This is a genomic window from Paraburkholderia phosphatilytica (assembly GCF_003443895.1).
Lineage (GTDB): Bacteria > Pseudomonadota > Gammaproteobacteria > Burkholderiales > Burkholderiaceae > Paraburkholderia > Paraburkholderia phosphatilytica.
The window spans coordinates 117,420-142,285 of the sequence record NZ_QQOA01000012.1 but is presented as its reverse complement, the minus strand read 5'-3'; the positions used below and the strand labels follow the sequence as shown (position 1 = coordinate 142,285).

Sequence of the window (24,866 nt, the reverse complement as noted above, 5' to 3'; positions counted from 1 at the left end):
GGAAGGATTCAGCGGCCAGACGCCCGACGCACGGCGCTCGCGGAAGTCAGGCCGCGCCATCCGGAATGAAGACGTAGCCAAGACCCCAGACCGTCTGGATGAAACGCGGGCTGCCGGGATCCGGTTCGATCAGCTTGCGCAGACGCGAGATCTGCACGTCGAGGCTGCGGTCGAACACTTCGTATTCGCGGCCGCGCGCGAGCTCCATCAGCTTTTCGCGCGACAGCGGCTGGCGCGGATGACGCGCGAACACCTTCAGCACCGAGAACTCGCCCGTGGTGAGCGGAATTTCCTGGCCGGCCTTGGTCAGCGTGCGGGTGGCGAGGTTGAGGGCGAACTCGCCGAACTCGAACACTTCGGTGGTTTCGGACGGCGCGCCCGGCAGCTCGGACGGCGACTGGCGACGCAGCACCGCGTGGATGCGCGCGACGAGCTCGCGCGGGTTGAACGGCTTCGGCAGGTAGTCGTCGGCGCCCATTTCGAGCCCGACGATACGGTCGACATCTTCACCCTTCGCAGTCAGCATGATGATCGGCGTGCGGTCGTTGCTGCCGCGCAGACGCCGGCAGATCGACAGGCCGTCTTCGCCCGGCAGCATCAGGTCGAGCACGAGCAGATCGAAGCGCTCGCGGACCCACAGCTTGTTCATCGACGGAGCATTTTCGGCGACGTAGACATTGAAGCCCTGTTCGCCAAGGTAGCGGCGCAGCAGATCGCGCAGACGCGGATCGTCATCGACGACGAGGATTTTCGAAGGGTTTTTGGTTTCCATGGTCGGCATCTTAGCGCGATTAGAAAGAGGTGCGCGTTTGCACTATTTCACAGGTTACAGTCAGTTACAAAATTTACCCTGCCTGTGGCACGGCGTAAAGCGGCTTCCCTTAGACTCCTTTACGGAATGCGGCTGTTCGGTAGATACTTCACTCGACTAAAACTCTCGCACCCGCCACTTTCCGGGTTTGCACACGCATTTGAGGTACCGGTTGCCGCGCCACGAAGGGAACAAAATGATGGGAGGGGTCTGGCCGAATCTGCGCCTGAGAGCGATCGCACTGGCCACCGCCAGCACGCTCGCCGGCGCGGTGAGCCCATCCGCTCATGCAGAGCCTTCGGCTGCGAGTGCCGGCTATCCTCACGTCCGCGGCCTCGGCAAACATCCTCACGGCGCCTTCGCCGATCAACCTGCCTCCGCTGCCATCATGCGTACCGCCGTGCCGCCCGAAATGGACGAGCGTCGCCGCGACGGTCACATGACCCCCGAAGAACGGCGCCTGCTCCGCCAGCACATCGAAGACGCCGTGCGCGAGCTGTACAAGCGCTGATCGCGCTGCCGCGTCGGTCGGCCGCGTGCGCTTTGCCGGCGCTTCCGGCACATCGTTTTCTTTGCTCACGCCGCGTCCCGCCATCGCGCTATCGACGTTCGTGCAGCGTTGCCGTGTGCGCGCCTCGAGCGCACCGTTTCCGGCGACGGATTTTCGCGCCCGGCAGCGTTCAACCGGTATCGAACTCCTGCGTATATCGAGCATGACCATGCGCTGTGCATCGCGTGTGAACGCGGAAAAATTCGGTTGCAAATTGACCGTCAACTTTAGCTCGCAAGGGCCGTTTAACTGGCCATGAGGCGTGCGCATCTGGCTGTATCAGGCGCGCCTGCAAGTGCGGCGTAAGCCGCTCTCCATGACCTCCATCCGCGAGCGACGATCGCCATGCACCTTTACCGTACCCGTCGAGTTGTCATGCTGATGTGCGCTTGCGCACTCGGCGTGCCGGCGATCGCGAGCGCTGCCACAAGTGCCACCCCGAGCGCTGCGAGCGGCGCACATCCCGCGCATGTGCGCCACCGCGCGGCGGCGTCCGTTGCGAGCACGCAAGCGGTGAACGAAGCCGACGAAGCCATCCTCACCGCGGACGACGTGCGTTTCCTGCTCACTCGCACCGGCTTCGAACCGGACCCGGCCGAAGTCGCGCCGTACGTCGGGCTCACGCGCGAGCAGGCGGTCGACCGGCTGCTGGCCAGCACCCGCACGACGACCGTCACGCCGGCGCCCGCGTGGATCGACGACCCGATTCCGACGCGCGCCGAGCGCAAGGCCTGGACGCCCGACGAACAGAGAGCGCAGCAGAAGCTCGATCAGCAACGCTATGAAGAACTGCGCGCGCGGTGGGTGCGCGAGATGATCGCGACGCCGTCGCCGCTGACCGAACGGATGACGCTCTTCTGGCACAACCACTTCACGTCGGGACAGGACAAGGTCGGCTATCCGCAGGTGATGGCGCGGCAGAACGAACTGCTGCGGCGCGATGCGCTCGGCAACTTCGGCACGCTGCTGCACGACGTATCGAAAGACCCGGCGATGCTGCTGTACCTGGACGGTGCCGGCAACCGCCGTGGCCGGCCCAACGAGAATTTCGCGCGCGAGGTGATGGAGCTCTTCACGCTCGGCGAAGGGCACTACACGCAGCAGGACGTGACGGAGGCGGCGCGCGCGTACACCGGCTGGACACTCGATCCGGATACGCAGGCGTACGTGTGGAATCCGAAGGTTCATGACGACGGCGTGAAGACCGTGCTGGGCGAGACCGGTCCGTTCGACGGCGACGCGGTGCTCGACATCCTGCTGCAGCGTCCCGAGACCGCGAACTTCGTGACGACGAAGCTGTGGCGCGAGTTCGTTTCCGATACGCCGGACGAGGCGCAGATCGCGCCGATCGCTGCGCGTTTTCGCGCGAGTCACTACGACATCAAGGTCGTGCTGCGCGGGCTGTTTCTCTCCGACGCGTTCTGGCGTGACGAGGATCGCGGCGTGCTTGTGAAGTCGCCGGCGGAGTTCGTCGTGGGGACTGTGCGCGCGTTCGACATCAGCTACGACAACACCGCGCCGTTCGCAGGCGCGATGCGCAATCTCGGTGAGAACCTGTTCTATCCGCCGAACGTGAAAGGCTGGCCGGGCGGCGAAACGTGGATCAACAGCTCGACCTTGCTCGCGCGCAAGCAGTTCGTCGAACAGATGTTCCGCGCGACCGAGCGGGCCGCGCCGCATCGGCCGGCTGGCAATGCGATGCAGAACGGTGCAATGCAGAGCGGCGCGATGTCGAATGGCGCGATGCAGAACGGCATGACGCAGAACGGCGCGTCACACGTTGCGGTGGCGGCCTCGGCGAGCGCCGCCGCGAACGTGCAGCGCGCAATGGCGCGCAGCGGGCAGGGCGGCGTACGCTTCGATCTGGATCACTGGCTCGCGCGCTTCAACGCGGCGCCCGACGCGCAGCCGGGGCTGTCGGCCGAACTGCAGATGCAGCACGCGGTGTTGCCGATCGCACCGGTCGATGCGATTGCGGTCGGTGCGAACGGCAGCGCGTATCTGGAAGCATTGCTGATGGATCCGGCTTACCAGTTGAAGTGACGGGATGAAGTCGAAGTGACGCAGTAGCGCAGGTATCACGGACGCGATGCCTGCTCAGGGAGAAACGACATGAAGCGACGCAATTTCCTGGCGATGACCGGCGCAGCCGGTGCCGCGTTGTGGCTACCACGCGCATTCGCCGCGCAGGCCGACGCGCATTCCGATTTCTCGGCGAGCGGCATCGCGCCGCCGTTCGCGCGCGGCTACGGCAACCTGCTGATCCTCGTCGAGCTGAAGGGCGGCAACGATGGTCTGAACACGGTGATCCCGTACACGGACCCGCTGTACCAGTCGTTGCGCCCGACGATCGGCATCAAGCGCGAACAGATGATCCAGCTCGATGAGCGCACGGCGCTGCATCCGTCGCTCGCGCCGCTGATGCCGCTGTGGCAGGCGAAGCAGCTCGCGATCGTCGAAGGCGTCAGCTATCCGCAACCGAACCTGTCGCATTTCCGCTCGATCGAGATCTGGGACACCGCGTCGCGCTCCGATCAATATCTGCGCGAAGGCTGGCTCACGCGCGCGTTTGCCGAGCGGCCGGTGCCTGGCAGTTTCGCGGCGGATGGCGTGGTGATCGGCAGCGCGGAAATGGGACCGCTCGCGAACGGCGCGCGGGCGATCGCGCTCGTCAATCCGGCGCAGTTCGTGCGCGAATCGAAGCTCGCGGTGCCGGTGTCGCTGCACGAGCGCAACCCGGAGCTCGCGCACATCCTCGACGTCGAAAACGACATCGTGAAAGCGGCGGACAGACTGCGCCCCGCGAAAGCGGTGCCGCTCAAAACGAGCTTCAGCGGTGACGCGTTCGGCACGTCGATCAAGGCGGCGATGCAGGTGCTGGCGGCAGGCGGCGCGCCGAAGTCCGACGACGTCGCGGTGATCCGGCTTACGCTGAATGGCTTCGATACGCATCAGAACCAGCCGGGCCGCCAGGCCGCGCTGCTCAAGCAGTTCGCGGACGGCATGGTCGCGCTGCGCTCGGCGCTGACCGAACTTGGCCGCTGGAACGACGCGCTCGTGATGACCTACGCGGAGTTCGGCCGGCGCCCGCGCGAAAACCAGAGCGCGGGCACCGATCACGGCACGGTCGCGCCGCACTTCATGCTGGGCGGCAGGGTGAAGGGCGGGCTGTACGGCGTGCCGCCCGTGCTCGCGCGGCTCGATGGCAACGGCAACCTGCCGGTCGGCGTCGATTTCCGTCAGATGTATGCCACCGCGCTCGGGCCCTGGTGGGGGCTCGATTCCGCGAGCATCCTGCAGGGACGGTTCGAACCGCTGCCGGTGTTGAGGGCCTGAGCGGGCGAAGCGACGCGCGGATTTTTACCGGGCGAAGCGATGCGCGCCGTTTTAATGGCGAGGGCAAGAAAAAACCCGCCATCCGGTCAGGACTGGCGGGTTTCAATGTTGCGAGCGACGGAACCACCGGTTGGTGCGCCCGACGCGGCAAACGTGAATGGTGCGAGGAGCGGGACTCGAACCCGCACACCATTGCTGGCGTCAGGACCTAAACCTGGTGCGTCTACCAATTTCGCCATCCTCGCAGCCGGGTGAGCTCAGCAAACTGAGCCTGCAAACTGCGTGCGGACGATCGACCGGATCGATCCGCAGGCCACCCGATGTCTGGCCATGCCGCCGGCAACATCGACGCCATCAAACTACGGCGACGGCGCCTTGCCCGGCAGTCAAGCGCGAGATTCTAACCGATTGAAATGCGCTTGTCTGCACCTGCCCGGGCGGCGCGCGATGCTACAATTTTGCGCTTTGTGCAATCGGCTCGCAGTTGCCTTGAAGTTGCCGTGCAGTTGCCGGCCAGGGGCCACGCCATTGCTCGCAAGAACACCAACGAACACCACCCCGCGCAACCCCGACGCATCCCCATCCGTGAATTTCGACGAATACTGTCAGCAGAAAGCGGCGCCGCCAGGCTCGAGCATCTACTACGCGCTGCGTCAGGCGCGTGCCGCGCATCAGCCGGCGCTGACCGCGCTGTTCGCGCTGCGTAGGGAGCTCGAGGAAACGGTCAAGGAACTCAGCGATCCGACCATCGGCCGGACCAAGCTCGCGTGGTGGCAAAAGGAACTGGCCGCGCTCGCGGCAGGGCAGCCGTCGCATCCGGTCGCGAAGGCGTTGCATGCGCATCTGCGCAATGCTGAAGCGAGCGATGCCACGCTGCAGACGCTCGTCGCCGGCTACGAGATGGATCTCGACCAGGCTCGCTACCTCGATTACCCGAACCTGCGCCGCTATATACAGAGCGTCGGCGGCACGTTTGCTGCGCTGGTGGCCGATGCGGTGGCCGGCAGCGACGGGGCGGCGGCGTGGGCCACGCCGCTCGGCGAAGCGCTGATGCTCGCGCAGTTCGTCGCCGATCTCGGCGACGACGCGCGGCACGGCCGTATCTACATCCCGATCGACGAGATGCAGCGCTACAACGTGACCGCTGCGGACATCATCAACCGTCGCTACGGCGACACCTACACCGAACTGATGCGCTTCGAGACCGGCCGCGCGCGCGACGCGCTCGAGGCCGCCATCGCCGCGATGCCGGCCGGCGAACGCAAAAGACAGCGCACGCTCGTCGCCCTCGTCGCGCTGGCGTGCGCGCTCCTCGATGAGATCGAGCGCGACGGCTTTCAGGTGCTGCATCAGCGCATCGCATTAACGCCGATCCGCAAGCTGTGGATCGCGTGGCGCGCGAAGTAGCGGCACAGCGGCATCGGCGCGCGTGGCGGGCATTGCCACAGCGCGCATGATGCGCGAAGCTCACGGCTCGTCGAACTTACGCGGAGCGAGTCCAGCATGAGCGCAACCCCAGTCAAAACAGCGGTCGTCGGCGCAGGCGCGATCGGCGGTCTGATTGCCGCCGCGGCCGCGCGCGCCGGGCACGCGGTCAGCGTGCTCGCGCGCGGCAAGACGCTCGACGCGATCCGTGCGGACGGCATCCGCGTGATCGGTGGCGACGGCAACGAAGCGGGCGTGTCGACGGTCCGCGCGAGCGATGCCGCAACCGAACTCGGCGTGCAGGACTTCGTCGTGGTCGCGCTGAAGGCGCAGGTGCTGCCTTCGATCGCCGCGAGCCTCGCGCCGCTCGTCGGGCCGCACACGGTCATCGTCGCGGCGATGAACGGCCTGCCGTGGTGGTTCCTGCATGGACTCGCCGGCCCGCTGTCGGGCCAGTCGATCGAAGCGGTGGACCCGGGCGGTGCGGTGTGCGCGGCGCTGCCGCCCGCGCAGGCGATTGGTTGCGTCGTGCATCTGTCGTCGTCGACGGATGCGCCGGGCGTGATCCGCCGTGGGCGCGGCAACCGGATGATCATCGGCGCGAGCCACGCGGCGCTCGATCCGGCCGCGCAACGCTTCGCGACGGCGCTGCGCGACGGCGGCTTCGACGTCGACATTGCCGGTGACAGCAAGGGCAACAGCGCGGCCGACATTCGCACCGAGATCTGGGTGAAGCTGTGGGGCAACATGAACATGAATCCGCTATCGGCGCTGACCGGCTCGACCGCGGACGTGCTGCTCGACGATCCGTTCACGCACGCGCTCGTGCTGCGGATGATGGAAGAGGCCGACGCGATCGGCGGAAAGCTCGGCCTCGCGACCGGCATGAGCGCGCCCGATCGCGTTGCGGTGACGCGTCAGCTCGGCGGCTTTCGCACGTCGATGCTGCAGGATTTCGAAGCGGGCCGCGCGCTCGAGATCGGGCCGATTCTCGGGGTATTCCCCGAACTCGGCGGCAAGCTCGGCGTGCCGACGCCATTCTGCGACGCCGTGCTCGGTTTGCTGCGGCAGCGCGCGGCGAACAGCGGGCTCGCCTGACGCCCGCGCGCGCAGCAATTCAGATCGATCGCAACGATCGCGCGCAACTCGACGAAGCTGCCGTCGAACTGCAACTCATTCGTCGCGCGCAAACATATGATCGATCACGCGTTCGAGCGCATTGCCGAACGCTGTCTTTTCCGCGTCGTTGAGGCAGTTGAACAGATCGGTATTCCAGCGTCGCGCGACCGGCATGACCTTGCGATGCAGGGCCCGTCCTGTCGTTGTGAGCGAGACGAGCACGATGCGGCCGTCGTCGTCGCTCGTGCGACGTTGCACGATGCCGCGCTGGATCAGCGCTTCGGCGGCGCGGCTTGCCTGGCTCTTGTCGAGATTCGCATGGCGAGCCAGGTCCATGATCGAAAACGGCCCGAACGTGCCGACCGCCGCAATGACCCGCGCTTCGGGGAGCGTGATGCCGAGCTTCTCCCGATATCGCTCGCCCATGATGCGGTCCGCGTGTTTGTTCAGGACGTGCAGTCGATACGTCAGAAACTGATCGAGCCCAGCTTTGGCAGCACCTTTCATGATCGACCCCGCTTGGGAGTGAAGGGCGGTTGCGGCATTTTGATTGTTGCCGCAACTGCTGGGCCGGTCAACGCCAGATCAACCCGAAGTCCTCGCTCAGCCAGACGGGACGGCGCTTTGCGGGAAACGTTGCATCGGCATCGTTGTGCAGCCGTTGCAATAAGCATCTAAAGAATTGCAATTTCTGAGGTATCGCGCGTGCACCGTGTGCTGCGATTGAGAATCACACACGAGGTGGTTGTGGCGCGAAGGCGGTGCTGGATGATGGAGTGGAAGCGCTCCCGCTCGAGCCGTCGCGTGAATGCGTTGCGCACTTCGCTGCGTTGGCCGCTGTGGGCACCGCTTTGGACTCTTGACGCAGGCGCCGCGTTGCCGGAATCAACCGGTGCGCCGGCGCGATGCAATTTGGTGCGGTGAGCGAAATATGTGCCGGCGTCAGCGATGTCCGTAGCGCACGCAGGTCAACTGCTCGGCTTCGTTCTCGAGCAGACGCGCGGCGTCGCGGATGGCGACTTCCAGCGTGATTGGCCCGGGTGCCGGCGAGAAGCAGCCGCTGAAATATTCGGACAATCTTGGCAGCGCGGCCGGGTCGACTGCGCCGGACAGGAGCGTGGCAGGCACCCCGGCCGCGGCCGCATGCCGGCACGCGACGAACGGCGCCTTGCCGTGCAGCGTCTGCACGTCGGAGCGGCCTTCGCCGGTGATCAGCCAGTCGGCGCCCGCGAGCGCGGCGTCGAGTCCGATCTGCCGCGCGACCACCTCCGCGCCCGGTTCGAACGCCGCGCCGAGCATGTGCAGCGCGAAGCCGAGTCCACCCGCCGCGCCGGCGCCCGGCAGGTCGCGCGCGCGACGGCCGAGCGCGGCTTCGAGCACGTCGGCGAAATGCGCGAGCGCGGCATCGATCGTATCGACCTGGTCCGCACGCACGCCTTTCTGCGGACCAAAGACGGCGGTCGCGCCGTGCTCGCCGGTGAGCGGATTGTCGACGTCCGACATGGCGGTGAACGACGCTTCGGCGAGCCGCGCATCGAGCTGCGAAACGTCGACGCGCGCAACCCGGCCGAGCGCGGCCGGCGTCGGTTCGAGCGCGTCGCCGGCCGCGTCGAAGAGCTGCAGACCGAGTCCGGCGAGGAGCCCCGCGCCGCCATCGTTGGTGCTGCTGCCGCCGAGCGCGACATAGAAGCGGCGCACGCCGGCGTCGAGCAGCATGCGGATCGCTTCGCCCATGCCGAGCGTGTCGCGTGTGTCGACCGGCACGGCCATGCCGACTGGGTCCGTGATGCCCGCGATCTCCGCGGTTTCGACGATTGCGCTGCCGTCGGGCAGGATGCCGGCGCGCGCGTTGCGCACGCGGCCGGCCGCGCCTCGCACGATCAGCTCGCGCTGTTCGCCGCCGCGCGAGAGCATCGCGTCGAGCGTGCCTTCGCCGCCATCGGCCATTGGACACAGCCGCACTTCGGCCTCCGGACGCGCGCGCCGCACGCCGCGCGCGATGGCTTCGGCCACCTGATCCGCTTCGAGCGAGCCCTTGAAGGAATCGGGTGCGATCACGACGACGGGTGCGGACGACGGATTCGTCATGGTGTCTCCTTCAGAGGATTGATGGATATCGGTGGATACGACGCCGCGAACTCCACGCGTCTGCGTCTTCCCGGGGCGACGCGGGAGCGTAGTGTGGGCGCTCAGCTTAGCAGTACATCGCGGGCCGCAGGATACGTTCGGCGGCATGACCGGGATGGTTCGGGCGCAGCCGTTTCCCGTCAAAAAACGGCCGGAAATCCCCGGAAAAACCCGTATCCGGTGCAGTTCGACCGCTGTTTGACTGGAATCGGCGTTGACCGGACCAATAGTTTGCTAAAATACTCGGCTCTTTTGACCCAAACCGTGTGCGGGCGGTCCGAGTGTTGACGGCGAAAGCCACGCCGGGCGCCGGAATCGAACCGCGGCAAGGCAAGAAACCTGATCCAGCAACTGATTCGCTCGAAAATATTAGGACGATTGAAGCCATGGCAAACGTAGTTGAGAACCTCGGCAAGCTCGAACGCCGCGTGACGATTTCCCTGCCGAAGGATGCCGTGCAGAAGGAAGTGGACACGCGTATCCGCCAGATCGCGAAGAACGTGCGCATGCCGGGTTTCCGCCCGGGCAAGGTGCCGCTCAAGATGGTCACGCAACAGTACGCGGGCCAGGTCGAAGCCGAAGTGCTGAGCGACAAGGTCGGCAAGGAATTCTTCGACATCAGCCGCGCCGAGAACCTGCGCGTCGCGGGCCAGCCGAGCTTCGCGCCGAAGTCGGAAGTCGCGGAAGGCGACTACTCGTTCGACGCGACCTTCGAGGTCTACCCGGAAGTGAAGCTGGGCGACGTCGCCACGGCTGAGATCGAGCGCACCACGACCACCATCAGCGAAGCGGAAATCGACCGCACGCTGGATATCCTCCGCAAGCAGCGCGTGCACTACCACGCGCGCGGCGAAGCCGGCGAGCACGGCGACGGCGGCGCGGACACGGCCGCGAAGGAAGGCGACCGCGTCACGCTGGATTTCGTCGGCAAGATCGACGGCGAAGCGTTCCAGGGCGGCAGCGCGGAAGACTTCGCGTTCGTGCTCGGCGAAGGCCGCATGCTGCCGGAATTCGAACAGGCGGCAACGGGCCTCAAGCTCGGTGAATCGCGCGAATTCGACCTGAAGTTCCCGGAGGACTACCACGGCAAGGACGTCGCCGGCAAGACGGCGCAGTTCACCGTGACGATGAAGAAGATCGAGTGGCCGCACCAGCCGGAAATCGACGGCGAATTCGCGAAGTCGCTCGGCATCGCTGACGGCGACCTGACGAAGATGCGCGCCGAAATCAAGGACAACCTCGAGCGCGAAGCGAAGCGCCGCACGCAGTCCATCGTGAAGAACCAGGTGATGGACGCGCTGCTGAAGATCGCCGAACTCGACGTGCCGAACGCGCTGATCGAGCAGGACCAGGAACGTCTCGTCGAGATGGCCCGCCAGGACCTGACGCAGCGCGGCGTGCCGAACGCGGCGAGCGCACCGATCCCGGCCGAGATGTTCAAGGAACAGGCCGAGCGTCGCGTGAAGCTCGGGCTGGTACTTGCAGAACTGGTGAAGGAGAACAATCTTCAGGCGAAGCCGGAGCAGATCCGCGCCGAAGTCGACGAATTCGCCAAGAGCTACGAAGACCCGAAGGAAGTCGTCCGCTGGTATTATTCGAACCAGCAACGCCTTGCTGAAATGGAAGCGTACGTGGTCGAAGCGAACGTCGTCGACTTCGTGCTCGGCAAGGCAAAGGTGACGGACAAGCAGGTGAGCTTCGAGGAACTGGCAAGCGCAACGGCGCAGGCGTAAGCGGCGCTGCAACGGCGTGCCGGCTGTCGGAGCGACGGCCTGCGCGCCGTTTTTCTTTTGGACATGCGAAAGTATCGCGTCCGTTTGCGAAAAGAATGACGGCGGCGTCCAGTTCGACCGTTCAAGAACCCATCCTGACAAGGACCGATTGCATGACCTTTCGCGCTCAATCAATGGACACGTTGTCTTCCCAGATGTCCCGGGATCTCGAGGCGCAGGCGCTCGGACTCGTGCCGATCGTCGTCGAAACGAGCGGCCGCGGCGAGCGCTCGTACGACATCTACTCGCGCCTCCTGAAAGAGCGCGTGGTGTTTCTCGTCGGCGAAGTCAACGACCAGACGGCGAACCTTGTCGTCGCGCAGCTGCTGTTCCTCGAGAGCGAAAACCCCGACAAGGACATCAGCCTGTACATCAACAGTCCGGGTGGATCCGTATCGGCCGGTATGGCGATCTACGATACGATGCAGTTCATCAAGCCCGATGTGTCGACACTGTGCATGGGGCTGGCCGCGAGCATGGGTGCTTTCCTGCTCGCAGCGGGGGCGAAGGGCAAACGCGTCGCGCTGCCGAACTCGCGCGTGATGATTCACCAGCCGCTTGGCGGCGCGCGTGGCCAGGCGTCCGACATCGAAATCCAGGCGCGTGAAATCCTGTACCTGAAGGAACGTCTCAACCAGCTGCTCGCGCACCACACGGGGCAGCCGGTCGAACGCATCGCGCGCGACACGGATCGCGACAACTTCATGTCCGGCGACGATGCGCAGGCATATGGCCTCGTCGACCAGGTACTGCACAAGCGTCCCTGATCTGGCACCCGCCCGCGTACGCACTCTCAAAAAGGGCGCGTACGTTGAAGGGAAGCGTTGTGAAATAATCGGCACGATATCCTGAGCGCCCGCGGCTAGCGCCGTCCCACTATTTGATCCGGCAACCCATCTGTGACACCGGGGCAAACGGCGTATCATGTAATTCGAGTGTCCGGAGGCTCATACATCTATGGCGGACAAAAAAGGTTCGAACAGCGAGAAGCTGTTGTATTGCTCGTTCTGCGGCAAGAGCCAGCATGAAGTGAAGAAACTGATTGCCGGCCCGTCGGTATTCATCTGCGATGAATGCATCGACCTGTGCAACGAAATCATCCGCGATGAAGCAGCAGGGGCCGGTACCGAGGCCGGGCTGTCGAAGTCCGATCTGCCCAGTCCGCAGGAGATCCGCGAAATCCTCGATCAGTACGTGATCGGCCAGGAACGCGCGAAAAAGATCCTCGCGGTGGCGGTGTACAACCACTACAAGCGCCTCAAGCATCTCGACAAGAAAGACGACGTCGAGCTCTCCAAGAGCAACATCCTGCTGATCGGACCCACGGGTTCCGGCAAGACCTTGCTCGCGCAGACGCTGGCACGCCTTCTGAACGTTCCCTTCGTGATCGCCGATGCGACCACGCTGACGGAAGCCGGCTATGTCGGCGAGGACGTCGAGAACATCATCCAGAAGCTGCTGCAGAACTGTAACTACGAGGTCGACAAGGCCCAGCGCGGCATCGTCTACATCGACGAAATCGACAAGATCAGCCGCAAGTCGGACAACCCGTCGATCACCCGCGACGTGTCGGGCGAAGGCGTGCAGCAGGCCCTGCTGAAGCTCGTCGAAGGCACGATGGCGTCGGTGCCGCCGCAAGGTGGCCGTAAGCATCCGAACCAGGATTTCATCCAGGTCGATACGACCAACATCCTGTTCATCTGCGGCGGCGCGTTCGACGGCCTGGAAAAGGTCATCGTCGACCGTACGGAAAAGACTGGTATCGGCTTCGGCGCGAGCGTGAAGAGCAAGCAGGACCGCGATTCCGGCGAAGTGCTGCGCGAAACCGAGCCGGAAGATCTGATCAAGTTCGGTCTGATCCCCGAACTGATCGGCCGTTTGCCGGTGGTCGCGACGCTCGGCAAGCTGGACGAAGCGGCGCTGATGAAGATCCTCGTCGAACCGAAGAACGCGCTCGTGAAGCAGTACCACAAGCTGTTCGCGATGGAGCGCGTGGAACTGGAAATCCGCCCGGCGGCGCTGCAGGCGGTGGCCCGCAAGGCGATCCGCCGCAAGACCGGCGCGCGCGGGCTGCGTTCCATTCTGGAACAGGCGTTGCTGGATGTGATGTACGAACTGCCGGCAATGAAAGGCGTCAGCAAGGTCATCATCGACGACAACGTGATCGATGGCGACGGCAAGCCGCTCTTGATCTACGAAGACGCCCCGAAGGTGGCCGGTTCGAACTGATGATCGGCTAAAGCTTTTTGCAAAAAAAGCCGTTCATGGAGACGTGAACGGCTTTTTCGTTATATTGTGGCTACGACGGATCGTTTTTGGTGTCACTGAACTTTTCCCACACGCGTAGGCTTGCAATCCGTACCCGCGGCCTTAACTACCGAACAAACTGATTCCACTCATGGGGAAATGAAATGTCAGGAACCCAACTCCTCCCGCCGGAAATGATCACGCTCCCGCTGCTGCCGCTGCGGGATGTCGTTGTCTTTCCGCACATGGTGATTCCGCTCTTCGTGGGCCGTCCGAAATCCATCAAGGCGCTCGAAGCGGCGATGGAAGGTGGGAAGCACATCATGCTCGTCGCGCAGAAGACTGCGGCGAAAGACGAGCCGACCGAAAAAGACATGTACGAAGTAGGATGTGTCGCGAACATCCTGCAGATGCTGAAGCTGCCCGACGGTACCGTGAAGGTGCTGGTCGAGGGCCTTCAGCGCGCGAAAACGGTGTCGATCGAAGAACAGGAATCGATGTTCTCATGCGACGTGATGCCGCTCGAACCCGACCACGCCGACAGCGCTGAAACCGAAGCGCTGCGCCGCGCGATCGTGTCACAGTTCGATCAATACGTGAAGCTCAACAAGAAGATTCCGCCAGAGATCCTGACCTCGCTGTCGGGCATCGACGAAGCGGGTCGTCTGGCCGATACCATCGCGGCGCATCTGCCGTTGAAGCTCGACCAGAAGCAGCACATCCTCGAGATGTTCCCGGTGATCGAGCGCCTCGAGCATCTGCTCGCGCAGCTCGAAGCCGAGATCGACATCCTGCAGGTCGAAAAGCGCATCCGTGGCCGCGTGAAGCGCCAGATGGAGAAGAGCCAGCGCGAGTACTACCTGAACGAACAGGTCAAGGCGATCCAGAAGGAACTGGGCGAAGGCGAAGAGGGTGCGGACCTCGAGGAACTCGAGAAGCGCATCACCGCCGCGCGCATGCCGAAGGAAGCGAAGAAGAAGGCCGACGCCGAGCTGAAGAAGCTCAAGCTGATGTCGCCGATGTCGGCGGAAGCGACGGTCGTGCGCAACTATATCGACACGCTGATCGGGCTGCCGTGGCGCAAGAAGAGCAAGGTCAACAACGACCTCTCGAATGCGGAACGCGTGCTCGACGAAGACCACTTCGGTCTCGAGAAGGTGAAGGAACGCATTCTCGAGTATCTCGCGGTCCAGCAGCGCGTCGAAAAGGTGAAGGCGCCGATCCTGTGCCTCGTTGGGCCGCCGGGTGTGGGCAAGACGTCGCTGGGTCAGTCCATCGCGCGCGCAACGAACCGCAAGTTCGTGCGCATGGCGCTGGGCGGCGTGCGTGACGAGGCCGAGATTCGCGGTCACCGTCGCACGTACATCGGCTCGATGCCGGGCAAGATCCTGCAGAGCCTGACGAAGGTCGGCGTGCGCAATCCGCTCTTCCTGCTCGACGAAGTCGACAAGATGGGCATGGATTTCCGCGGCGATCCGTCGTCGGCGCTGCTCGAAGTGCTCGATCCGGAACAGAACCATACGTTCGCCGATCACTATGTCGAAGTGGACTTCGATCTGTCGGACGTGATGTTCGTCGCGACGTCGAACTCGCTGAACATTCCGCCGCCGCTCCTCGACCGGATGGAAGTGATCCGCCTGTCGGGTTACACGGAAGACGAGAAGGTCAGCATTGCTCAGCGTTATCTGTTGCCGAAGCAGACCAAGAACAACGGTCTGAAGCAGGGTGAGATCGAGGTCGCGGAAGCCGCGGTGCGCGACATCATCCGCTACTACACGCGTGAAGCGGGTGTGCGTTCGCTCGAGCGTGAAGTGTCGAAGATCTGCCGCAAGGTCGTGAAGATGCTGCTGCTGAAGAAGGCAGAGGGCGCGGTGAAGGTCGATGCCGGCAACCTCGACACGTTCCTCGGCGTGCGTAAGTACGACTTCGGTCTGGCCGCGAAGGAAAACCAGATCGGTCAGGTCACGGGTCTTGCGTGGACGGAAGTGGGCGGCGATCTGCTGACGATCGAAGCGGCGGTGATGCCGGGCAAGGGCAACGTGATCCGCACGGGTTCGCTCGGCGACGTGATGAAGGAATCGGTCGAAGCGGCACGTTCGGTGGTGCGTTCGCGCTCGCGGCGTCTCGGCATAAAGGACGAGGCGTTCGAGAAGCAGGACATCCACATTCACGTGCCGGAAGGTGCGACGCCGAAGGACGGTCCGTCGGCAGGGGGTGCGATGACCACGGCGCTGGTGTCAGTCTTGACGGGCATTCCGGTGCGCGCCGATGTCGCGATGACGGGCGAAATCACGCTGCGCGGCGAAGTGCTGCCGATCGGCGGGCTGAAGGAGAAGCTGCTGGCGGCGCATCGCGGCGGCATCAAGCTCGTACTGATTCCGGAAGAGAACGTGAAGGACCTCGCCGAGATCCCCGACAACGTGAAGAACTCGATCGAAATCGTGCCGGTCCGCTGGATCGACAAGGTGCTCGAACTCGCGCTCGAACGTACGCCGGAGGCGTTGCCGGAAGAGGAACCGAAGGCGGATGCGCCGGCCGTGACCGAGAAGTCGAAAGACACAGGCGCGAGCGACGTCGTCAAGCACTGAAGCGGATCTGCTGCGCGCGCCGACCGGCGCGCTGCATCGGCCTCCGAACCAACCCGCGGCTTGCGCCGCGGGTTTTTTTGCGCCCGAATTTTCAGGGCTACGTACGGTTGGCCACGTACGCCGCACAGCGCACCAGCCGGCAAGCGATCGCCATAAAAATCGAAGCGGACGCAACGCGCAATCGTTTCCGTGTCGACTGGCGAGCATAGATCGCGCGAAGCGCTTCCTTCCAGCATGAAAAGTTTGGTATTAAATCGGCCGGAAACCCGCGTGGAATAAGGCTGAACCCGTCTTGACAGTGATCTTTCGGCCCATTCTAATTAGCTGGCCCGGCGCTAGCCGCCGTGTCGTTTCCTGGCTGCGCGCAAGCGCGTTCAAGATTGCCCAACAACATTCTCGGGGGCTGGAATGAATAAAACGGAATTGATCGACCACATCGCACAACAAGCCGATATCTCGAAAGCAGCGGCGGGTCGCGCACTCGATGCCGTCATCGGCGGTGTCAAAGGTACGTTGAAGAAGGGCGGCTCGGTGACGCTCGTCGGCTTCGGCACGTTCGCCGTCGGTAAGCGCACCGCTCGCACGGGACGCAACCCGCGCACCGGCGCCGCGATCAAGATCAAGGCAGCGAAGGTGCCCAAATTCAGGCCTGGCAAAGCACTGAAAGATGCGCTAAACTAGCGGGCTCGCTGCTTGAGAATCCTGATGCATAAAAATGCGTGAAAGCGATTCGACTCAGGCAGTGAAAGTTAGTAAAAGCGTTAGTGACAAGAACCGCGAAGCGGGTGCTTAGCTCAGTTGGTAGAGCGGCGCCCTTACAAGGCGTAGGTCGGGAGTTCGAGCCTCTCAGCACCCACCAGCTTCAGGTTCGCCCGCGGTGAGCGGCATGCGGTCATGCATGGCGGGCTCGCTGCAAACAAGGAGTGGTAGTTCAGTCGGTTAGAATACCGGCCTGTCACGCCGGGGGTCGCGGGTTCGAGTCCCGTCCACTCCGCCAGCATTTCGAAAGGCGAACTCCGGTTCGCCTTTTTTATTGCGCGCTGATGTAATATCGTGCGATTCGTTTTTGGCCAAAGCCGTTTCGGGGCACTCTTCACGCATGCTCGATTTCTTTCGCAATCACCAACGCCTGATGATGTTCATGCTGGTCCTCGTGATCCTGCCTGGACTGGGATTCGTGGGTATTCAGGGTTTCCGCGGCTTCTTCGATGAAAGCGCCAACGTTGCGAGCGTCAACGGTCACAAGATCACGCGCGCCGACTTCGACAGCCGGATGCGTCAGCAACTGGATCAGGCGCGTCAGATGCTGGGCGCGCAGTTCGATCCGAAGATCATCGACACGCCCGATCATCGCAAGGACATTCTGGATGGCCTGATCGACCAGCGCGTGGTAGCCGACGAAACGCAGCGCCTGCACCTCACGGCATCGGACGACGCGGTGCGCCGCGCCGAGATGTCGAGCGGCATCGTCGCGTCGGCGAAGAATCCGGATGGCTCGATCGACCTCGACCGCTACAAGCAGACGCTCGCGATGATGGGTATGACGCCCGAGCAGTTCGACGAAAGCATGCGCTATTCGCTCTCGTTGCAGCAACTGCAGGGCAGCATCGTGTCGAGCGCGTTCACGCCGAAGTCGCTCGCGCAGAACCTGACGGACCTCGCCGAGCAGCAGCGTGAAGTGCAGGGTCTCGCGTTCCACCCGGCCGATTACGCATCGAAGGTCCAGCCTACCGACGCGCAGCTGCAGGCGTTTTACGACGCGCACAAGAGCGACTTTGCGACGCCGGCCACCGCGCAGATCCAGTACCTCGTGCTGTCGCCGGCCACGCTTGCGGCGGGCGTCACGCCGTCGGACGCGGACCTGCAGAAGTACTACAACGACAACATCGCGCACTACCGCACCGAAGGCGAAGTGCGCGCGAGCCACATCCTGATCGCGGTGCCGAAAGACGCGAGCCCGGCGGATCGCGAGAAGGCGAAGCAGAAGGCCGATCAGCTGGACGCCGAAGTGAAGGCGCATCCGGACCAGTTCGCGAAGATCGCTCAGGACAACTCGCAGGATCCGGGTTCGGCATCGAAGGGCGGCGACCTCGGCTACTTCGGTCCCGGCATGATCGCGGGCGGCAAGGCGTTCGACGACGCCGTGTTCGCGATGAAGAAGGACGAGATCAGTAACGTGATCCAGTCGGACTTCGGCTATCACATCGTCAAGGTGACGGACGTGAAGCCGGCGGTCACGAAGCCGTTCGCCGACGTGAAGGATTCGATCGCGAAAGACCTGAAGACGCAGCTGGCCACGAAGTCGTACACGGACGATGCGGATGGCTTCACGTCGCTCGTCTACGAAAAGTCGAAGAGCCTGCAACCGGCAGCCGACAAGTACAAGCTGCAGGTCCAGACCGCCACGGTTACGCCGGCGCCGAACAGCGCATTGCCGCCGGATAGCCCGCTGAACAACGCGAAGTTCCTCGCGGCCGTGTTCGCGGACGATTCGCTCAAGCAGCACAACAACATCCAGGCGGTCGATCTCGGCAACAACGCGTTGATCTCGGCGCGCGTGACGGACTACAAGCCGTCCGCCGTGCCGGCACTCGATGCGGTGAAGGACGCGGTGCGCCAGAAGTACGTCGCCGAGCAGTCCGCGGAACTCGCGCGCAAGGACGGTGCCGCGCAACTGGCCGCGCTGGAAAAATCGAAGGCCACCACGGGCTTCTCGTCGGCGGTGAAGGTGTCGCGCAACAACGCGCAGGGCGTGCCGCCCGCGGCGCTCAGCGCGATCTTCAAGGCCGATGGCGGCAAGCTGCCCGCGTACGTCGGCGTCGATCTCGGCAGCGACGGCTATGCGATCTACCGCGTGAACTCGGTGTTGCCGGCGGCACCGGCGGATCCGCAGCGTCTCGCGGCCGCGCAGCAGCAGATCGCTTCGGTCGAAGCGCAGTCGCAGGCTGAAGCGTACGTCGAAGCGCTGCGCGCGCGTTCGAAGGTGAAGTACTACGGTTCGCTCGGCTCCGCGCAGGGCGACAGCAACTAACGTCGCCACGCGCAAAGCAGCCCACAAGCAGCAGGCCACGAACGAAAATGCCCCGCCATCAAGCAGCGGGGCATTTCTATATGTGCGGCATGACCAGACGCGTGAGCATCGTCACGTGCGCGATGACGATCGCCTCACACGCCGCATCACCCTCATTCAGGCATCACAGACACGCACTGATCCCGCTCGTCGCATCGGTGCCGCCCGCGCCGCCGGCGCGATAGCCGACCCACGTGCCGTTGCCTTGACGCGCGGGCCGTACCATCGCCGCGGAACCGTTCGGCGGCTGCTGACCCGGCATGTAGACGTCCACGGCGGCATCGTTGGCCATCACGGCCTGTGACACGACCTGCTGCTGCGACGCGTCGGCCCACTTGTGCGCGATGCACTGCGCGACCGCCGCCGGCGGTTGCTGGCTCGTTCCAACCGATTGCACATTCATCCCGGCTGCGCTTGCCGTCGTCGCATAGGCAGAAATTGCAATGGCGAGTCCCATCCACGGTAAGGATTTCACGTTTTCTTCCTCCAGATTCGGCTCGATACGAGCGTTACACGATTGGCGTCAGTGTCGGATCGGGGAAGCCGCGGAGTGTTCCGGCGATAGCGAAACAGGACCGGCGATTGAGCAACAGGATGTCAGCGCGCTTGACCGGGCTTCCCTGATGTGGCCAGCAAAGGTTTCAGGGTCGGCCACACATTGTCGAGTAGCGCGGATTGTGCCTGCTCGTTCGGATGAATCTGGTCGGCCTGAAAAAGTGCGCGATTGTTCTCGATGCCGGCGAGCAGAAACGGCACGAGCGGGACTTTGTACTGCTGTGCCATCTGCGTGTACAGCGCGTGAAATTTCTGGGTGTAGTCGGGGCCGTAATTAGGCGGCACATACATGCCGATCAGCATCACCTTCGCGTGCCCCTGCTGCGCCTGCTGGATGATCGCGCGCAGATTGTCTTCGGTCGTCGCGAGCGGAACGCCGCGCAACGCGTCGTTCGCGCCGAGTTCGATGATCATGATCGCGGGCTTCAAACGCTGCATCAACACGGGCAGACGCGCGCGTCCGCCGCTCGTCGTGTCGCCGCTGATGCTTGCGTTCGCAACGCCATAATCGAGCCGCTCGCTCGCGAGCCGCTGGCGCATCAGCGCGACCCAGCCTGTGTCGCGCTTGAGGCCATACTCAGCCGAAAGACTGTCGCCGAGCACGACGATCGCGGGCGGCGCGGCGCCTGGTGCCGCGGCGGGCATCGCCACTGCTTGCGCCGCTTGTGTCGTCTGACACATCACCGCGCCGACGAAAACAGTCAGCGCGAGCGCAACTGAGCGCGCAACGAAAAAGCCGCCCAGCCAGCGCGACATGTCGCGGACACGGCGCAATGCGCGGCGAACGGTTACGATGCGTCGAGCAGCCGGCGTCTCGTCCGGCCGTCTCTCCAATCGACCCATCCCTATGCAAAAGAAAACCGGTTCAGTCATCGAAGTTCGGGGTTTGTGCAAGCGGGTTAAGGACGCCACGGGCGAGCTGACGATCCTCGATCATATCGATCTGACGATCGATGCGGGCAGCAGCATTGCAATCGTGGGTGCGTCGGGGTCGGGCAAGTCGACGCTGCTCGGTCTGCTTGCCGGATTGGACAGCGCGAGCGAAGGCTCGGTTCGGCTGCTGGGCCACGAGCTGACGGGGATGAGCGAAGACCAGCGCGCGGCGTTGCGCAACGGCTCGGTCGGCTTCGTGTTCCAGTCGTTCCAGTTGATGCCGCATCTGACCGCACTGGAAAACGTCACGCTGCCGCTCGAACTGCAAGGCGGGATGGCGTCGCGCGATGCGGCGGCGCGGGCGCGGTCGCTGCTCGAGCAGGTGGGTCTCGGCCAGCGCACGCGTCACTATCCGAAGCTGCTGTCGGGCGGCGAGCAGCAGCGCGTTGCGCTCGCGCGCGCGTTCGTCACGCGTCCCGAGATCCTGTTCGCCGACGAGCCGACCGGCAGCCTCGACGCGGCCACGGGGCACGCGGTGATCGACCTGATGTTCGAGCTGAACCGCTCGCATGGCGCGACGCTGATTCTCGTCACGCACGATATCGAACTCGCGCGCCGCTGCGACTCGATCATCACGATCGAAGCAGGGCGCGTGGCCTGACACGCCACGCAGAAGCACAACGCAGAAGCACAACGCAGAAGCACGACGGCCGTCTCCGCATCACACGGAAACGGCCGTCAGACCATCTGTGAAAAAAAGGCGATTACTTCTTCAACGCCGCGCGCGCCCGCGCGATCAACGCGGACGTCGACGAATCGTGCTTCTTCGTGTCGACGGTTTCCGACGTCAGATCGGCCTCGACCACCTTGCCGAGAATCTTGCCGAGCTCCACGCCCCACTGGTCGAACGAATTGATGTTCCACACCGTGCCCTGCACCAGCACCTTGTGCTCGTAGAGCGCGATCAGCGCGCCGAGCGAACGCGCGGTGAGCGCATCGACCATCAGCGTCGTGGTCGGCCGGTTGCCGGGGAACATGATGTGCGGCACGAGCTGCGGCTTGTCGGGACCGGCCACCTTCTTCGCTTCCTCTTCGGTGCGGCCGAGCATCAGCGCTTCGCTTTGCGCGAAGCAGTTCGCGAGCAGCTTCGGGTGGTGATCGGTAAGCGGATGCTCGGGCGTCAGCACCGCGATGAAATCGATCGGCACGATCGTCGGGCCCTGGTGCAGCATCTGGAAGAACGCGTGCTGACCGTTGGTGCCCGGCTCGCCCCACGTGATCGCGGAGGTCGCGTAATCGACGAAGGTGCCGTCGAGCCGCGCCTGCTTGCCGTTGCTCTCCATCTCGAGCTGCTGCAGATACGACGGCAGCAGATGCAGCGCTTCCGAATACGGCGCGACGAGATAGCTCTGCGAGCCGAAGAAGTTGCGGTACCAGATGCCGATCATGCCCATCAGCACCGGCAGGTTGCGCTCGAGCGGCGCTTCGCGGAAGTGCGTGTCCATCGCTTCGGCGCCGGCGAGCAGTTCGTCGAACTGCTTCGGGCCGATCGAGATCATGATCGACAGGCCGACCGCCGACCACAGCGAGTAGCGGCCGCCCACCCAATCCCACATTTCGAACACGTTCTCTTTCGCGATGCCGAACTTCACGACTTCCGTCGGGTTCGCCGACACGCCGACGAAGTGCTTCGCGAGCTGGTTTTCCGGGCAGCCGCGCTGCGTGAACCAGTCGCGCATCGAGCGCGCGTTGGTCATCGTTTCGAGCGTCGTGAAGGTCTTCGACACGACGATCGCGAGCGTTTCTTCAGGATCGAGATGCTGGAGCGCGCGATACAGATCGGCGCCGTCCACATTCGACACGAAGTGCGCGTCGAGCTCCGGCGACGACAGGTGCTTCAGCGCGTGCACGACCATCTTCGGGCCCAGATCCGAGCCGCCGATGCCGATGTTCACGATGTGCCTGATGCGCTTGCCAGTGTAGCCGGTCCACGCACCGCTGCGGACCTGGTCGGCGAACGCGGCCATCTTCGCCTTTTCGGCCGCCACTTCCTTGTGGAACGGCGCGCTGGATGCGCTCGCGCGCAACGCGGTGTGCAGCACCGCGCGGCCTTCGGTCGGGTTGACGATTTCGCCGGCGAACATCGCGTCGCGGCGCTTTTCGACGTGCGCTTCGCGGGCAAGCTGCACGAGCAGCTTCAGCGTTTCGTCGGTGATGCGGTTCTTCGAGAAATCGGCCGTGATGCCGGCGCCTTCGAGCGTGAAGCGTTCGGCGCGCGTGGGAGCGGGGTCGTTGCCGGCGGCAAACCAGTCGCGCAGACGCGCATCGCGGATCTGTTCGTAGTGGGCCTGCAGCGAGGACCAGGCGGGGAGCGAAGAGTTGAGCGTCATAACCGTTCGTCTAACGATGAGGCGTGGAAGGAACGCAGCGGAGCACAGCTGCCGCGGAAACAGCGGGGCACAGCAATGACGTGCAGCGAAGCGCGGCGCACAGGCACTGCGGCGCGCGAATCATGTCGTGCACGTCGTGCGGCAAGGCTCGTGCGTGAGAATGCGCGGTGCGATGCGTCGAGGTGCAGTCATCCAGTATAGCGACCTTAAATCAACAAAGCGCGACAAAGCGTGACATGACGCGGGCAGCCGTTCGTCGGACCTTAAGCGATCACATTCAAGCGACCTCATTTAACCAACCTCATTTAAGCCACCTCAAGCGCGCGCCTTGTAGAACGACCGGTTCAGCAGCGTGCGAACCATCGGTGCAAGCTCGCCGGCGGTGAGGCCAGCAGGACCGTCGCCCTGTGCGGACAGCGTATCGGCAGCGAGGCCGTGCAGGTACACGCCCGCGAGCGCGGCTTCGTAGCGCGGCAGACGCTGCGCGAGCAGCGCGCCGATCAGTCCGCCGAGCACGTCGCCGGTGCCGCCCGTGGCCAGCCCCGCGTTGCCGGTCGGGTTGATCGCGAAGCGGCCGTCCGGGGAGGCAATCACCGTGCCCGTGCCTTTCAGCACGACGACGCTCGCGAATTTGTCCGCGAGCGCGCGGGCCGCTTCGAGCCGGTCGCGCTGCACGGTCTTCGCGTCGCTGCCGGCAAGCCGCGCCGCTTCGAGCGGATGCGGGGTCAGCACGCACGGGTCGCCTTGCTGGCCGCGCGCGGTGACGAGCGCGGCCAGCGCCGGGTCGTTCGCGATCAGGTTCAACGCGTCCGCGTCGACCAGCTTCGGTACATCGAGCGCGAGCGCGGTGCGCAGTACCGCTTTCGCGGTGTCGCGATGACCCATGCCGCAACCGATCGCGAGCGCGTCCATCGTGTCGAGCGCGAATTCGTCGGCGGCGTGCAGCATCAGTTCCGGATGCGGCGCGTCGTACGGCGGCGCGCCGGCGCCGATGAACGCGACGTGCACCTTGCCCGCGCCGATGAAGAGCGCCGCCCGCGCGGCGAGGATCGGCGCGCCGCACATGCCGGTGTCGCCGCCGATCACCGCGAGGCTGCCGAAGGTGCCCTTGTGGGTCGAGAAATCGCGCGGCGGCAGATGCGGCGCGAAGAGCGCGGGCGCGTTGAGCTGCACGCGATCATGCGCGCTGCTGTCGATGCCGAGCGGCGCGACCCTCACGTCGCCGGCGAGATCGCGGCCCATCGCCGTGAAGAGGCCGGGCTTCGCCGCGATGAACGTGACCGTGTGCGTTGCGCGCACTGCCGCGCCCCCGTCGACGACATTGCCGGTGTCGCTGTCGAGCCCGCTCGGCACATCGAGCGCGAGCACACGGCCATGCTTGCGCGCGTGCTCCGACAGGCGCCCCGCGAGCGTCGCGAACACGCCTTCGAGCGGCCGCGCGAGGCCGATGCCGAACAGGCCATCGACGAGCCAGCCATAGCCGTCGAACGTGGCCGGCGCTTCCGTCTGAATCGGCACGCCTGCCGCGCGCGCTTCGGCGAGCGCCCAGCGCGCGTCGTCCGGTTTCACTTCGACCGGCATGCATACTTCGACCGGCACGCCGGCGCGCCTGAGCACCGTCGCGACGACGAGCGCATCGCCGCCGTTGTTGCCAGGGCCCGCGGCGAGCCAGACCGGATGGCGGGCATCGATCGAACCGTCGTGCGCGGACTCGTCCAGCAGAAACTGCGCGGCGGCGTGGCCGGCGCGGCTCATCAGCGTGTTCGGCGGCAACGCGGCGGCAGCGTTGCGTTCGAGTTCGCGCAGACCGGCCACCGTGACGAGAGGCAACGCGCGTTCGTGCGGGCTCACGAGCGTGGACGCTTCACTGGCCGTGGAGCGCGGCGCGATAGGGGACAAAGAGGACGAAGGAGAGTCGGGGCACATGGCGGGCTTCGCGGTCAGGTTCGCGCGGCGCCAGGGCGCCTGCGCGAGCATGGGAGCGTGGACGTGGGTCCTGCCGA

The 24,866-nt window shown here is 64.5% G+C and carries 19 protein-coding genes and 3 tRNA genes; 14 read left to right on the top strand and 8 right to left on the bottom strand.

Annotated elements, in window-relative coordinates:
* Positions 1 to 46 precede the first annotated feature (46 nt).
* Positions 47 to 781 (bottom strand): osmolarity response regulator transcription factor OmpR, encoded by a 735-nt coding sequence (gene ompR / locus DVS29_RS15550; protein WP_006048917.1) that lies wholly within the window; start codon positions 779 to 781, stop codon positions 47 to 49.
* A gap of 226 nt (positions 782 to 1,007) precedes the next feature.
* On the opposite strand from ompR, the gene DVS29_RS37840 reads away from it, so the two are divergent.
* The 3 genes from DVS29_RS37840 to DVS29_RS15535 all read left to right on the top strand — a co-directional run bounded on the left by DVS29_RS37840 (position 1,008) and on the right by DVS29_RS15535 (position 4,697).
* Complete coding sequence (locus DVS29_RS37840; RefSeq protein WP_118181351.1) at positions 1,008 to 1,322, top strand: hypothetical protein; 315 nt, start codon at positions 1,008 to 1,010, stop codon at positions 1,320 to 1,322.
* A gap of 552 nt (positions 1,323 to 1,874) precedes the next feature.
* Positions 1,875 to 3,404, top strand: coding sequence for a DUF1800 domain-containing protein (locus tag DVS29_RS15540; RefSeq protein WP_338069331.1), 1,530 nt, complete (start codon positions 1,875 to 1,877; stop codon positions 3,402 to 3,404).
* 69 nt (positions 3,405 to 3,473) lie between these two features.
* Positions 3,474 to 4,697: a DUF1501 domain-containing protein gene (locus DVS29_RS15535; RefSeq protein WP_118181350.1), complete on the top strand. Its 1,224-nt coding sequence runs from the start codon at positions 3,474 to 3,476 to the stop codon at positions 4,695 to 4,697.
* Between the two features lie 158 nt (positions 4,698 to 4,855).
* Here the strand turns inward: DVS29_RS15535 and DVS29_RS15530 are convergent.
* Positions 4,856 to 4,942 (bottom strand) — tRNA-Leu (locus DVS29_RS15530).
* A gap of 340 nt (positions 4,943 to 5,282) precedes the next feature.
* On the opposite strand from DVS29_RS15530, the gene DVS29_RS15525 reads away from it, so the two are divergent.
* Both DVS29_RS15525 and DVS29_RS15520 read left to right on the top strand, forming a co-directional pair.
* Entirely contained in the window at positions 5,283 to 6,104 is an 822-nt protein-coding gene (locus DVS29_RS15525; protein ID WP_118181349.1) for a squalene/phytoene synthase family protein, read from the top strand.
* Between the two features lie 96 nt (positions 6,105 to 6,200).
* Positions 6,201 to 7,220 (top strand): 2-dehydropantoate 2-reductase, encoded by a 1,020-nt coding sequence (locus tag DVS29_RS15520; RefSeq protein WP_118181348.1) that lies wholly within the window; start codon positions 6,201 to 6,203, stop codon positions 7,218 to 7,220.
* 75 nt (positions 7,221 to 7,295) lie between these two features.
* Here the strand turns inward: DVS29_RS15520 and DVS29_RS15515 are convergent, their stop codons facing one another.
* Positions 7,296 to 7,748 carry a MarR family winged helix-turn-helix transcriptional regulator gene (locus tag DVS29_RS15515; RefSeq protein WP_118181347.1) on the bottom strand — a complete coding sequence of 151 codons (453 nt, stop codon included), beginning with the start codon at positions 7,746 to 7,748 and terminating at the stop codon, positions 7,296 to 7,298.
* 435 nt (positions 7,749 to 8,183) lie between these two features.
* The gene (locus tag DVS29_RS15510; RefSeq protein ID WP_118181346.1) at positions 8,184 to 9,329 is read right to left on the bottom strand and encodes a glycerate kinase; all 1,146 of its coding nucleotides are present in this window, start codon (positions 9,327 to 9,329) and stop codon (positions 8,184 to 8,186) included.
* Between the two features lie 425 nt (positions 9,330 to 9,754).
* Here DVS29_RS15510 and tig point away from each other — a divergent pair, with 425 nt between their 5' ends.
* From tig to DVS29_RS15470, 8 genes are all read left to right on the top strand, one after another.
* Positions 9,755 to 11,101: a trigger factor gene (gene tig, locus DVS29_RS15505; RefSeq protein WP_118181345.1), complete on the top strand. Its 1,347-nt coding sequence runs from the start codon at positions 9,755 to 9,757 to the stop codon at positions 11,099 to 11,101.
* Between the two features lie 152 nt (positions 11,102 to 11,253).
* Positions 11,254 to 11,907, top strand: coding sequence for an ATP-dependent Clp endopeptidase proteolytic subunit ClpP (gene clpP, locus DVS29_RS15500; RefSeq protein ID WP_118181344.1), 654 nt, complete (start codon positions 11,254 to 11,256; stop codon positions 11,905 to 11,907).
* A 190-nt stretch (positions 11,908 to 12,097) separates the two neighbouring features.
* Positions 12,098 to 13,369 carry an ATP-dependent Clp protease ATP-binding subunit ClpX gene (gene clpX / locus DVS29_RS15495; RefSeq protein ID WP_118181343.1) on the top strand — a complete coding sequence of 424 codons (1,272 nt, stop codon included), beginning with the start codon at positions 12,098 to 12,100 and terminating at the stop codon, positions 13,367 to 13,369.
* Between the two features lie 182 nt (positions 13,370 to 13,551).
* Positions 13,552 to 15,975 carry an endopeptidase La gene (lon, locus tag DVS29_RS15490; RefSeq protein WP_118181342.1) on the top strand — a complete coding sequence of 808 codons (2,424 nt, stop codon included), beginning with the start codon at positions 13,552 to 13,554 and terminating at the stop codon, positions 15,973 to 15,975.
* Between the two features lie 408 nt (positions 15,976 to 16,383).
* Positions 16,384 to 16,656, top strand: a complete 273-nt coding sequence (locus DVS29_RS15485; RefSeq protein WP_007585907.1) for an HU family DNA-binding protein — start codon at positions 16,384 to 16,386, stop codon at positions 16,654 to 16,656.
* 102 nt (positions 16,657 to 16,758) lie between these two features.
* Positions 16,759 to 16,834, top strand: a tRNA-Val gene (locus DVS29_RS15480).
* Between the two features lie 61 nt (positions 16,835 to 16,895).
* A tRNA-Asp gene (locus DVS29_RS15475) sits at positions 16,896 to 16,972 on the top strand.
* Between the two features lie 102 nt (positions 16,973 to 17,074).
* Positions 17,075 to 19,006: a SurA N-terminal domain-containing protein gene (locus DVS29_RS15470; RefSeq protein ID WP_118181341.1), complete on the top strand. Its 1,932-nt coding sequence runs from the start codon at positions 17,075 to 17,077 to the stop codon at positions 19,004 to 19,006.
* A gap of 163 nt (positions 19,007 to 19,169) precedes the next feature.
* On the opposite strand, the gene DVS29_RS15465 is transcribed toward DVS29_RS15470, so the two are convergent.
* A complete protein-coding gene (locus DVS29_RS15465; RefSeq protein ID WP_118181340.1) occupies positions 19,170 to 19,520 on the bottom strand; it encodes a hypothetical protein in 351 nt (116 codons plus the stop codon).
* A 122-nt stretch (positions 19,521 to 19,642) separates the two neighbouring features.
* On the bottom strand, positions 19,643 to 20,281 hold the full coding sequence (locus tag DVS29_RS15460) for an arylesterase (protein ID WP_420816112.1): 639 nt from the start codon (positions 20,279 to 20,281) through the stop codon (positions 19,643 to 19,645).
* A gap of 166 nt (positions 20,282 to 20,447) precedes the next feature.
* Here DVS29_RS15460 and DVS29_RS15455 point away from each other — a divergent pair, with 166 nt between their 5' ends.
* Positions 20,448 to 21,134 (top strand): ABC transporter ATP-binding protein, encoded by a 687-nt coding sequence (locus DVS29_RS15455; protein ID WP_118181338.1) that lies wholly within the window; start codon positions 20,448 to 20,450, stop codon positions 21,132 to 21,134.
* 103 nt (positions 21,135 to 21,237) lie between these two features.
* Here the strand turns inward: DVS29_RS15455 and pgi are convergent, their stop codons facing one another.
* A complete protein-coding gene (gene pgi / locus DVS29_RS15450; protein WP_118181337.1) occupies positions 21,238 to 22,863 on the bottom strand; it encodes a glucose-6-phosphate isomerase in 1,626 nt (541 codons plus the stop codon).
* Positions 22,864 to 23,178: 315 nt separating this feature from the next.
* On the bottom strand, positions 23,179 to 24,840 hold the full coding sequence (locus DVS29_RS15445) for an NAD(P)H-hydrate dehydratase (protein WP_420816111.1): 1,662 nt from the start codon (positions 24,838 to 24,840) through the stop codon (positions 23,179 to 23,181).
* Between the last annotated feature and the right edge of the window lie 26 nt (positions 24,841 to 24,866).